The 10,988-nt window shown below is 65.8% G+C and carries 15 protein-coding genes and 1 pseudogene; 4 read left to right on the top strand and 12 right to left on the bottom strand.

What is annotated here, in order from left to right; genetic code table 11:
- The 10 genes and pseudogenes from Q0982_RS05395 to Q0982_RS05350 form a co-directional block, all read right to left on the bottom strand.
- Positions 1-247: pseudogene (locus tag Q0982_RS05395) on the bottom strand (phosphoribosylformylglycinamidine synthase II); the annotation flags it as partial.
- Positions 248-255: 8 nt separating this feature from the next.
- Complete coding sequence (purQ, locus tag Q0982_RS05390; protein WP_299392630.1) at positions 256-960, bottom strand: phosphoribosylformylglycinamidine synthase subunit PurQ; 705 nt, start codon at positions 958-960, stop codon at positions 256-258.
- 46 nt (positions 961-1,006) lie between these two features.
- Positions 1,007-1,249, bottom strand: coding sequence for a phosphoribosylformylglycinamidine synthase subunit PurS (gene purS, locus Q0982_RS05385; protein ID WP_299392627.1), 243 nt, complete (start codon positions 1,247-1,249; stop codon positions 1,007-1,009).
- Between the two features lie 43 nt (positions 1,250-1,292).
- Entirely contained in the window at positions 1,293-2,309 is a 1,017-nt protein-coding gene (locus Q0982_RS05380) for a sulfotransferase (protein WP_299392626.1), read from the bottom strand.
- Positions 2,310-2,477: 168 nt separating this feature from the next.
- On the bottom strand, positions 2,478-2,960 hold the full coding sequence (locus tag Q0982_RS05375; RefSeq protein ID WP_299392624.1) for an isoprenylcysteine carboxylmethyltransferase family protein: 483 nt from the start codon (positions 2,958-2,960) through the stop codon (positions 2,478-2,480).
- Positions 2,957-3,283: a Spy/CpxP family protein refolding chaperone gene (locus Q0982_RS05370; protein ID WP_299392621.1), complete on the bottom strand. Its 327-nt coding sequence runs from the start codon at positions 3,281-3,283 to the stop codon at positions 2,957-2,959. Before Q0982_RS05370 ends, Q0982_RS05375 begins: the two co-directional genes overlap by 4 nt.
- Before the next feature lie 141 nt (positions 3,284-3,424).
- On the bottom strand, positions 3,425-3,907 hold the full coding sequence (locus tag Q0982_RS05365; protein ID WP_299392618.1) for a MarR family winged helix-turn-helix transcriptional regulator: 483 nt from the start codon (positions 3,905-3,907) through the stop codon (positions 3,425-3,427).
- 110 nt (positions 3,908-4,017) lie between these two features.
- Complete coding sequence (locus Q0982_RS05360; protein ID WP_299392617.1) at positions 4,018-4,593, bottom strand: lipid-binding SYLF domain-containing protein; 576 nt, start codon at positions 4,591-4,593, stop codon at positions 4,018-4,020.
- 203 nt (positions 4,594-4,796) lie between these two features.
- Positions 4,797-5,558 carry a phosphoribosylaminoimidazolesuccinocarboxamide synthase gene (gene purC, locus Q0982_RS05355; RefSeq protein WP_299392614.1) on the bottom strand — a complete coding sequence of 254 codons (762 nt, stop codon included), beginning with the start codon at positions 5,556-5,558 and terminating at the stop codon, positions 4,797-4,799.
- Between the two features lie 181 nt (positions 5,559-5,739).
- Positions 5,740-6,564: an NRDE family protein gene (locus Q0982_RS05350; protein ID WP_299392613.1), complete on the bottom strand. Its 825-nt coding sequence runs from the start codon at positions 6,562-6,564 to the stop codon at positions 5,740-5,742.
- Between the two features lie 195 nt (positions 6,565-6,759).
- Here Q0982_RS05350 and Q0982_RS05345 point away from each other — a divergent pair, with 195 nt between their 5' ends.
- A complete protein-coding gene (locus Q0982_RS05345) occupies positions 6,760-7,083 on the top strand; it encodes a DUF1476 domain-containing protein (RefSeq protein WP_299392610.1) in 324 nt (107 codons plus the stop codon).
- Positions 7,084-7,209: 126 nt separating this feature from the next.
- Here the strand turns inward: Q0982_RS05345 and purB are convergent, their stop codons facing one another.
- Together purB and radC are read right to left on the bottom strand one after the other, a co-directional pair.
- Positions 7,210-8,502 carry an adenylosuccinate lyase gene (purB, locus tag Q0982_RS05340; RefSeq protein ID WP_299392608.1) on the bottom strand — a complete coding sequence of 431 codons (1,293 nt, stop codon included), beginning with the start codon at positions 8,500-8,502 and terminating at the stop codon, positions 7,210-7,212.
- A gap of 128 nt (positions 8,503-8,630) precedes the next feature.
- A complete protein-coding gene (radC, locus tag Q0982_RS05335; protein ID WP_299392606.1) occupies positions 8,631-9,326 on the bottom strand; it encodes a DNA repair protein RadC in 696 nt (231 codons plus the stop codon).
- A 218-nt stretch (positions 9,327-9,544) separates the two neighbouring features.
- Between radC and Q0982_RS05330 the strand changes: the two genes are divergently transcribed.
- The 3 genes from Q0982_RS05330 to Q0982_RS05320 all read left to right on the top strand — a co-directional run.
- Positions 9,545-9,769 carry a hypothetical protein gene (locus Q0982_RS05330; RefSeq protein ID WP_299392604.1) on the top strand — a complete coding sequence of 75 codons (225 nt, stop codon included), beginning with the start codon at positions 9,545-9,547 and terminating at the stop codon, positions 9,767-9,769.
- 654 nt (positions 9,770-10,423) lie between these two features.
- Complete coding sequence (locus tag Q0982_RS05325) at positions 10,424-10,645, top strand: hypothetical protein (protein ID WP_299392601.1); 222 nt, start codon at positions 10,424-10,426, stop codon at positions 10,643-10,645.
- 26 nt (positions 10,646-10,671) lie between these two features.
- A partial coding sequence (locus Q0982_RS05320; protein WP_299392599.1) for a hypothetical protein occupies positions 10,672-10,988 on the top strand: 317 nt, incomplete at its 3' end.

Here is a 10,988-nt window from a genome sequence, read left to right as displayed (position 1 = left end):
CGCCGATGTCGACCACGCCGGCGTTCTCGCCCGGCCCCTTGATCACCTGCGGGCCCTTGGTGGGCAGGGTCTTCAGCCACTTCTTCGAGGACTTGTAGGAGCAGTGCTCCGACCACATGACCGAGAAGATACCGAGCTCCAGCAGGTTGGGCTCGCGGCCCATGATGTCGAGGATCAGGTCGTACTCAGCGTCGCTGAGACCGTGCTCGCGCGCCACCTCCGGCGTCACCGGCCGCTCGTTGGCCATGGCAGCGGTCACGACAGCGCCTCCACCAGGCCATCGAAGAGGGGGCGTCCGTCGCTGCCGCCGAGCCTGGCGTCGGCCAGGCGTTCCGGATGGGGCATCAGGCCGAGTACGGTCTTGGTCTCGTTGTAGACCCCGGCGATGTTGCGCCGGGAGCCGTTGGGGTTGGCCTCCACCGTGATTTCCCCTTCTGCGTCGCAGTAGCGGAAGGCGATCTGGCCGCGGTCTTCCATGGCCGCCAGGGTGTCGTCGTCGGCAAAGTAGTTGCCGTCGTGATGGGCGACGGGAATGCGGATCGCCTGGCCCTGCTCGTACTTAGCCGTGAAGAGGCTCTGGCTGGTCTCCACCTTAACCGTCACGTCGCGGCAGACGAAGCGCAGGTCGGCGTTGCGCATCAGGACGCCGGGAACGAGGCCGGTCTCGGTCAGCATCTGAAAGCCGTTGCAGATGCCCAGCACCGCGACGCCCTTGGCGGCGCGGGCGACGACCTCCTTCATGACCGGAGAGTTGGCTGCCATGGCGCCGCAGCGCAGGTAGTCGCCGTAGGAGAAGCCGCCGGGCAGCACGATCAGGTCGACCGGATCGAAGGTGGTTTCCTTGTGCCAGACCATCAGCGGCTCCCGCCCCATGGACTGGCGGCCCACTGCTTGCTTGAGGGCGACCTGCACGTCGCGGTCGCAGTTCGATCCCGGAAAGACGATGACCGCCGCTTTCATGCGCGCTCTCCTAAGAATTTCAGGTCCCGGGTCAGGCGCACCCGGATCAGCCGTCCAGCTCGATGGCGTAGTTCTCGATCACGGTGTTGGCCAGCAGCTTCTGGCACATGGCCTCGACGTCGGCCCGGGCCTTGGACGGATCGCGTTCGGCGAGAGAGAACTCGATGACCTTGCCCTGGCGGACGTCCTCGACGCCGTTGAAGCCCAGCGCGCCCAGGGCCTGCTCTATGGCCTTGCCCTGGGGGTCGAGAACACCGTTTTTGAGGGTAACGTGGACGCGGGCCTTCATGGGCAGGTCGCTCCGACTCGCGGGGTGGAAAGTTGGCCGGACCTTAGCCGTGCCGGCCCCTGGTGACAAGACGGCGGCAGGCTGCCATGTCGCCCCTGTCCGTCGTCGACCTTGGCACGCCGGGATAGCCGTAGCGCCAGAGATCCAGACCGCGGTCGGCGCTCAGTCGGGCGCACTGCTCGCCGGTGAATTGGGCGACCCGGGCTCTGGTGTCCGCTGCAGGCGGCGCCTTTGCCGGCCAGGTCACGTGCGCGGCGACTGTCGCTGCCCAGGTGAGGGTCACACCAAGACTGTTGGTCCCCCGGTTTACCCACCTCTGGCGCAGCCGCCAAAGGTTCAACTGCAGCCGTGTCGGAGACGGATTCACGGCCTGGTGTCTGCTGCAAAGCACCTGTTCGAAAGGCCCGGTATCGATGGAGAGCCAGCCGGCAAGCTGCCTGAGGAATGCGGCGGGGTTGTCGCGAAACTCCTCAAAGACGAGCACCAGCACCTTCTCGCGGCCAAACAGACGATCGAACAGCCTGACGGTGTCGTAGAGCCGGACCGTATGAGCATAGCTGCTTGCATCGTTCGGTTCTGCCAGCGTTTCTTCGACCCAGCGGTCGAAAGACGGCAGTGGCGCGGCGCCGGGCCTGGGGTGGCGGAGATGCTGTGCGTAATTCGACGCCAGCAGGTCGAGCGGCCTGCGGACGGTGACGATGATATGCGCCTCGGGGAAGAAGTCCCGCATCAGTTCGGCCTTTGCCGGAATGCCGGCACCGAAGTGGCCGGTGAAGCGTTCCTCTGAGAGCAGGCGGCAGCGTGTACCGGGGCGGCCACTGCAGAGCTCATTGCGGAGGAAACTGCGATAGCGCCGCCGCTCGGTCCAGAGATCCGGGTCCTCCCGCAGCCAGCGGACGAAGGCGCCGAACTGGCTTTCCGGCCCATAGCGCCCGCCTTTTCTGCGCAGGGCGAGGTAGTCGATTTCGGGGTGTTCGGCAAAGTAGAGCTGTTGAAGGGTAGAGGTCGCGGTCTTGGGCATGCCCACATGAACATGCAGCGGGAGATCGCGGTCGGACATGTCTCGTTCGGACTTCAGCGCTCTGGAAACCCGCCCTTTCGGGCAGCAGACTTGCGGCCGGCCGGGCTCTCTCGTCGGGCCAACCTGCCGCGATCATAGAATGAGCGTCACTCGACCCATGTGCGAAAGCTGAGCACTTTTTGTGACCTTGCCGCGAAGTCGGCTGGGTCAAAGCCAGCGCCGAACCCTTTGTTTGTAGGCCCTGTAGTCGTCGCCGAACCTGCGCTCCAGGTAGCGTTCCTCCCTGTGGATGACGCCGATCTGCATGGTCGCGAGCAGGGGCAGCAGGACGACCAGGGCGCCGAGGCTGGCGAGCCCCGCCACCAGCCCCAGGTAGACCAGGGTGAGGCCGAGATAGATCGGGTTGCGGCTGTAGCGGTAGAGCCCATCGGTCACCAGCGCCGTCGAGGGCAGGTGTGTCGGGATGTTGGTGCCGGCCTTTATGAATCGGAACGCGGCGGTGAACAGAAGGCCGAGGCCCAGAACGCCAAGCACGATCCCGGCGTAGAGTCCGGCCCCGCCAGGCAGGTAGGGGAGCGGCGGCAGAGCCAGCAGCCAGTCGGCGCCGAGTCCGATCAGGAGGGCGCCCAGATAGAGCACCGGCGGATGGGCGATCACACCCGCCGAGTCGCCGTGGTTCCCGGCGCTCACCAGCGTTGGCTCCCCGCCACCGCGGCGTCGATGCGGCTGCGCTGCTGCGGGTCCAGAGTAGAGTAGAAGGCGGCGAAAGCGGGCTCGACACTGTCCAAGGCTGCAAGGCCGGCAGCGATGCGCTCACGCAGGGCGGCAAGCTGTTCGGGCGCAGAGGTCGATTCGGGCGCAGAGGTCGATGGTTGTCCGGGCAACTCCCTGCGGGCCTCGCCGGCTCGGGTCATCGCCACCTTGGCGTCCGCGGTCAGGTGCCGCCATGCCGACCGCTGGCGCGACGTGAGGTCCAGATCGTTTTCGATGAAGCGAGCCATGCGATCGAACATGGCGGCTTCGTCTGCCAAGTGACAGGTCTGTCGACGGTGCCGATACATTTCCGTCTCCTTGTTTGACAAGGGAATTGTCAATCAAGTGGAGCCTATAAATTGACAATTTAGTTGTCAATATAGATTTGGCAGTTCAATGACTCAGGCGGAATCGGTCTCGATCATCGCAGCAAGATGGTCTTTTAAGTCTCTGATTGTATGAGAACTTGTTTTGAGTTCCCCAAGCTCCTGGCCCTGCGCAAGATCATGACAGAGGGCCATGAGATCACGGGTTATCTCCCGGTAGAGCGCCTTGCCCTTGGCGGTCGGGCGGAGGAGTTTGGAGCGCTTGTGCGCCGGATTGTCGATGAACGCGACAAGGCCCTGAGCGGCCATCTCGTCGGCCAGCTTCTGGATGTGCTGGCGCGCGACCGGACGGCTGCGGGCCAGTTGCGGGACAGTCTGCGGCCCCTCGGTCTCCAGGCTGCGCAGCAGCCCCCAGAGACCGCCGCCCCAGGAGGTGACGCTGCCGCTGCGCTGGCCCAGCGCCCGCAGCTTGAACGACAGCGCGAGGCTTTCCAGGAAGAGATCGAAAATGGCTTCGGCGCGCGGGTCGGCTGCCGCGGTCTTTGAGGTCTTGGCCATCGACCAGCAGTATCAGGGCCGACGGCCGGATGACAACTGTCTTGTCAATCGGTCGCCGCAATGTCCGGCGGGTGCTGCGTGCCTGCAGCGCCCGCCTGCTCGGGATTGGCCTACTCGGGATTGATGGTGGTGATCTTCGTGCCCTCGATCGTCAGCCCCGCCATCAGGCCCTTCTGGTCGAAGAAGAAGACGTAGATGCCTTCCTGCTCCGTCGTGGTGGAGAGCGCCGCACTGGCGCCGCTGTCGACCACCACGGCGTTGGGGGTGGTGCCGATTTCCCAGCCGTCGCTGTTGTCGAGGTAGGTCAGGCTGGTGTCGTCGAGGAAGAAGACGGCATAGCCGAAGGTCTGAATGCCGGCCTGCAGCCCGAAAGAGGCGGCTGCCGTGCTGTAGTAGCCGGAAACGGCATCGTTCTTGAAAAGGGCGCCCTCGCCGTATTGGCCGCCGAGGATCAGGCCCCCTTTGACGATCTTCGGAAAGACCAGGATGCCCTCTGCGTTGTTGGACAGGGCCTTGGCGCCGGCAGAGCTGTTCAGCAACAGTTCCAGCGCTTCGCGGGAGTTCTGCTCAATGGTGGCCGCTTTCTCGGCAAGGGCCTGTCCGCCGCCGAGGCCGGTGGCCACAACGGCCACGAAGAGGATGGCCAGAATGCGTTGAACCAGAGTTTCTTGAAGTCGCCTGTGCATCGCTGCCCCCTGTTTGCGCGGCGGGCTTCAGAGGCCCTCCGCACCCGAGATCGTCCGTAATCAGAAGCCGCAAGTCTAGCGCTGCACCCAGAGTCGAGGAAAGGGGGTCGGGGAAAGGAGGGTCGGGGAAAGGGGACAGCCCTGAAGCCACCCCTTGCAACCGTCAGAAGCGCAAAGCCTCGCGCTCGTTACCGGAACTGGCGTTACTGCAGCAGCCGGGGGCCCTTGATGTCCACGGGACCGGCCTCCGGCAGGACGCCCAGACGGCGCGCGACCTCCTGGTAGGCCTCCTCGACGCCGCCGAGATCGCGGCGGAAGCGGTCCTTGTCCAGCTTTTCGTTGGTGGCGATGTCCCACAGCCGGCAGGAGTCCGGGCTGATCTCGTCGGCCAGGACGATGCGCATTTCCTCGTCTTCCCAGATGCGCCCGAACTCCAGCTTGAAGTCGACGAGTTTCAGGCCGACGCCCAGGAAGAGGCCGCAGAGGAAGTCGTTCACCCGGAGGGCATACTGCAGCATCTCGTCCAGGTCCTGGGTATGGGCCCAGCCGAAGGCGGTGATGTGCTCTTCGGAGACCAGCGGATCGCCCAGTTCGTCATTCTTGTAATAGTACTCGACGATGGAGCGGGGCAGGGGGGCGCCCTCCTCCAGGCCCAGGCGCTTGACCAGGGTGCCGGCGGCGACATTGCGCACGACGATCTCGATCGGGATGATCTCCACCTCGCGCACGAGCTGCTCGCGCATGTTCAGGCGGCGCACGAAGTGGGTCGGAATGCCGATGCTTTCCAGGCGCGTCATCAGGTACTCGGAGATGCGGTTGTTCAGCACCCCCTTGCCGGTGATGATCCCGTGCTTCTGATTGTTGAAGGCGGTGGCGTCGTCCTTGAAGTACTGGACGATGGTGCCGGGCTCCGGCCCCTCGTAGAGGATCTTCGCCTTGCCTTCGTAAATCTGTCTGCGTCGCATTGGCTGCATCCAAATATAGGAAATATATCCTGCTTCCCGCAGGGGCAATCAGGCCCCCGGGCCACCCGTTGCGCCGTCGTTACAAGCACGGACGGCTGGCCGGAGGGGCCAGTGATATAGCAGGTGGGGATGCGCAAAACAATCGTGCCTCCAGGGCCCGCCACAGGCCCCGGTTTCGGCCCTAAAACCCCCCGAAAACCGGGCCTTTATCGGCAGTCAGGGCAGGCGGCAGGGTCAGGTCGACTGCTTCGTAGGGGTGCCGGTCCGGGCGCCCGGCGGCAAACAGCCAGCGGGCCGGCGGCTCGCCCGCCGGCGGGGCTGCGGCCAGGGCGATGAGGGAGGAGGAGACGGTCTGAAAGCCCCCCAGGCTGACGGTCATTGCCGCCTCCGCCGGTGCGCCGGGATCGCTCTCCGCGGAGCGTGCCAGGATCGCCTGCCAAGCGGACCAGTCACCGTCTTCCGGTGACGGTGCGGCGGCTTCCCGCAGGTCTCCGGCGTGGCGGGCGATGCGCGGGCTCTTGGGATCGTTCAGGTCGTAGGCGGTGATCATCGACAGGCCCTCCGGCACCGGCAGGACCTCGACCGGGCGGGCGGTCTCCGTCCCCTCCGCGCTGCCCGGATTCTTGATCCAGTAGGCATCCCGGTTGTCGGCCACCACCAGGTTGAAGCTGCGGTAGGCGGCGGGATTGAGCTCCGCCAGGGCCTCCGCGGCGGCAAGGGCATCGGCGTGGTCGAGCGCTTCGAGCACCAGTTCTCCGCGGCTGCGCTTGCCGTCGGCCGGCCCCAGAGATCCCCGGCGATTGAGGATCGCGGCGGCGAGGCCGTGATCGTTGACCCCCAGCCAGGACCCCCCGCCGGTCCGGTCGAGGCCGGCCACAACCTCCGGCCTGTCGGCCCAGTGGCGCCCCGGCGGCGCCCAGGGCCGGTCGGCCATCTCGTCGCGGTTGGCCGCCATCAGCAGGGGCCAGGGATGATCGGGGCGTCGCAGAAGCACGAGGGTACACATGGCGCGGCGTCGGTCTCCAAGGGCGGCGAAGGGGGACGCATTTCCCCCTCCAAGGCGGGCAAATCGGGTGGCAAGCGGGCTTACCCGCCTGCCCGGAAAGCGTTATACTTATCCAGAGGTTCTAATGGTTGACGCAGCGGAATAGAACCGCCACCTGAAAGAAAGCAGCTATCGTACCGGGAGACAAAGGGTCCGATGACCACATTCAACGAACGCGAAAAGGCCTTCGAGGACAAGTACAAGCACGACCAGGATCTGCAGTTCCGCACCGAGGTCCGCCGTAACAAGCTCTTGGGGCAGTGGATCGCCACCGAGCTGCTGGGCCTGGAAGGCGAGGCGGTGGAAAGCTACGCCAAGGATGTCGTGGCTTCCGACCTCGACGAGCCCGGGCCCGACGATGTGGTCCGCAAGGTCATGGCCGATCTGGAGGCCAAGGCGGTCGACTTCAGCGAGCACCGGCTGCGCCACCGCATGGACGAGCTGATGGCCGAGGCCAAGAAGCAGATCATGGAAGAGTAGGCCGCAGCGCTCTCAAGCCTGACGCAAAGGGGCCGTCCCTTGGGGGCGGCCCTTTCCTGTTGTCGGACATGCCGAGGTCGCAGGCAGACTTAGGTTGCCACCCGCAGGCGTGATCCTGAGCCGTCTTCAGCCGAAGACGCGCCGGAAGATCGTGTCCACGTGCTTGGTGTGGTAGGCCGGGTCGAAGCAGGCTTCCAACGCCGCGGCCTCGATGCTGCCCGAAACCTCAGGGTCGGCCTTCAAGAGGGCGAGGAAGTCGCCCTCGCCGCCCCAGACCTTCATGGCGTTGCGCTGGACGAGGCGGTAGGCGTCCTCGCGGCTGACGCCGGCCTGGGTGAGGGCCAGCAGCACCCGCTGCGAATGAACGAGACCGCCGAGCTGGTCGAGGTTCTGCTGCATGGCCTCGGGATAGATCAGCAGCTTCTCGATGACGCCGGCGAGGCGGTTGAGGGCAAAGTCCAGGGTCACCGTCGCGTCGGGCCCGAACATGCGCTCCACCGAAGAGTGGGAGATGTCGCGCTCATGCCAGAGGGCGACGTTCTCCAGCGCCGGCACCACGGCGGCGCGCACCACCCGGGCGAGGCCGGTGAGGTTCTCCGTCAGGATCGGGTTGCGCTTGTGCGGCATCGCCGAGGAGCCTTTCTGGCCCGGCGCAAAGTACTCCTCGGCCTCGCGCACCTCGGTGCGCTGCAGGTGGCGGATCTCGGTCGCCAGGTTCTCGATGGAGGAGGCGATGACCCCCAGGGTCGCGAAGAAGGCGGCGTGGCGGTCGCGCGGAATGACCTGGGTGGAGACCGGCTCCGGCGACAGGCCCAGCTTCCCGGCGACGTACTCTTCTACATAGGGGTCGATGTTGGCGAAGGTGCCGACGGCGCCGGAGATGGCGCAGGTGGCGATCTCCGCCCGCGCCGCCTCCAGGCGCATGCGGCAGCGCGCGAAGGCGGCGTAGTGGCCGGCCATCTTCACGCCGAAGGTCGTGGGCTCGGCGTGGATGCCGTGGCTGCGCCCCAGGCAGACGCTGTCCTTGTGCTCCAGCGCCCGCGCCTTCAGCGCGGCGAGCACCCGGTCCAGGTCGGCCAGCAGGATGTCGCTGGCCTGGGTGAGTTGGACCGCCAGGCAGGTGTCGAGAACGTCGGAGGAGGTCATGCCCTGGTGCACGAAGCGCGCCTCCTCGCCCACGTGTTCGGCGAGGTTGGTGAGAAAGGCGATGACGTCGTGCTTGGTCTCGCGCTCGATCTCGTCGATGCGCGCCACGTCGAAGGCCCCGCGCTCCCAGACCGCCTTGGCGGCGTCCTTGGGGATCACCCCCAGCTCCGCCTGGGCATCGCAGGCGTGGGCCTCGATCTCGAACCAGATGCGGAACTTGTTCTCCGGTTCCCAGATGGCGGTCATCTCCGGGCGGCTGTAGCGAGGGATCATGAAGGTCGGGTCCTGAACGCGCGCGGCCCCCGAGAAGGGGCCGTGGAAGGGGATGGCTTTGAGGCGATGCGCCTGCTCGGCAGACGCCCCGGTTTATAAACCCAACAGCCCGCTACAGCAAACCCAGGCTAGAGCAATCCCAGGGCGCGGAAGCTGGTGTGGCCGGCGCGGCCGATGACCAGATGATCGTGGATGACGATGCCCAGCTTCTCGGCGGCATCGCGCAGTTCCTCGGTCATGGCGATGTCGGCGGGCGAGGGCTCGGGCTCGCCGGAGGGGTGGTTGTGCACCAGGATGAGCGCGGCCGCCCCCAGTTCCAGGGCCCGCTTCATCACCTCGCGGGTGTAGACCGGCGTGTGATCGATGGTGCCCTGCTGCTGCAGCTCGTCGGCGATCACGCGGTTGCGCTTGTCGAGGAAGAGGAGGCGGAACTGCTCGACCGGCGCGTGGGCCATGGTGATGCGGCAATAGTCGAGCAGCTTGTCCCAGGCGGAGATCACCGGCGCGTCCACGACCTGTTCGCGGGCGAGGCGGGCGGCGGCCTCCGGCACGATGCGCAGGGCGGCGGTGGACGCCCGCCCCATGCCCGGGACCTTCGCCAGCGCCTCGGGTTCGGCGGTCAGCACCCTGGCGAGGCTGCCGAACGCCGCCAGCAGGGCTTTGGCCAGGGGTTTCGTATCGCCGCGGGCGCGGGCGCCGAACAGCAGAAACTCCAGGATCTCGTGATCGGCCAGACTGTCGCCGCCGCGGTCCAGCAGGCGCTCGCGCAGACGGTCGCGATGGCCGTGGTAGTGGGGCTGGTCGTTCTTTGTCTCCGCGCTCACCGGACTGCGTTCCTTGAAGATATCCCTATGCCGCCCCGCCAATGCCGCCCTTGTCCGCATCGCGCAGCGCCATTGCCGGAGATTTGCCCGGCGCCGCGTTCAACTCTGGGCTCGCTCTTTCCCAGGACTAGCTATTTGTTAACGGGCGACACCATTATAATGGGTACTACTATGGAGTCTCTTTCTCCCTTTGCGTATCACTGCTGCAGGAAATGACTATGACCGATGCCACCGTGATCGAGTTTCCAGGGCAGACGTCTTCACCGGGTCGGCAGCGCCCCGCTGAGACGTATCGCGACTGGCTGAGCTGGGCCGAGTGCGAGCTTTCGATTCTCGGGCACGACATGGCGGCGAGCGGCTTCGATTGGGAAGCCGCCTATCGCGACGGGCTGCGGCCGGAGTCGGCTGCGGCCAAGGCGGCCGCGCAGATCGAAGCCGGCTGAGTCGCCATTCACGGAACGGCAACGGCAGAGTGCTGTCGGGGTGTGTTCGGACGCTATACCTTTGGAGCGTCCCGCACCACAAATGCGCAGCCCTTCTGCGCCCTGATTCGATAGACAAGCATAGCGCGCAGGCGTAGCGTAACCACCATCTGCTCATGACCGCGAAGAGCGTTCCCTGGACCGCCCAGGGTGGTATCAGTCTCTCGTCGGTCGACCCCTTGCCTGTGGCCCGGAGCGGGCTGCAGGACCCGATCTGAACGACGGGCGCTGATCACGCCGCAGCCTTCAGAGAAGGGTTTCCGGCTTCAGGACCTGCAGATCCTGAAGGTCCGATCTAAGGATCGACAGTTCGGTACTCGAGAGTTCGGCGCTGCCTGTTCGGTACAGGCGCCGAACCCAGGCGTCGCCCGCGCGGCGTGGGACTGTTCCTCTCGATGCGACTTCCAGGCAGCCGCCAAGCAGGCGATCCCAAGACGGTGATTGCGCCCGGGTAGAGGGCGCGGTGAGGATAGCGACAACGGTCTTGCGGGTGCCGTGGCCACGGTTCCCGTTGGGCAAGCGATGTTCGCAGCGCCGTTGTGACGCGCAGGATGCGCGGCCATGAACAGCAAACCCCTCTGGCATCCAGCCGGAAGCGGAAGGAGGTGCGACCCCATGGATATCGAAGCGGTTCTCAGGAAGCACGAAGACAGCTTGCTGTCCTACCTCAACGTCAACGGCGTCGGGATCGGAGAGCGGGCCGGCCGCGCGGTGATCAAGGTTATGGTCGTCAAGAAGGTTCCGGAAGCCTCTCTGCCGCCCGATCAGATCCTTCCCAAGGAGCTGGAAGGCTGTGCGCTGGACGTCGAGGAAGTTGGCGAGATCACGGCCCCTTAGGCCGTACCCATCCAGGAGAGACGATCATGATGGATGCGAAAAAGATGGTTCTGACCCCCGAGGATGCCCAGAAGGCCCAGAAGGCGCATGCCGCGGCGGTGGACGATTTCCTGCAGCCGGAGAAGGCGCCCGCCAATGTTGTCGGCATGGGCTACGGAGTGAAGTGGAGCAACGGGGAGCCGACCGGCAAGCCGGCGCTGCTGGCCCTGGTCTCACAGAAGGTCGACAAGGACGAACTGACCGAGGCGGATATGGTTCCCGGAAAGATCGGCGACATGCCCACTGACGTGCTGGCCATCGGTCAGCCCTTTGCCGGCCAGGCCGAGCCGCTGGAGGTCGGTGT

The sequence above is a fragment of the Pelagibius sp. genome (assembly GCF_028281305.1).
GTDB lineage: Bacteria > Pseudomonadota > Alphaproteobacteria > Kiloniellales > Kiloniellaceae > Pelagibius.
This window is presented reverse-complemented; position numbering and strand designations above follow the sequence as displayed.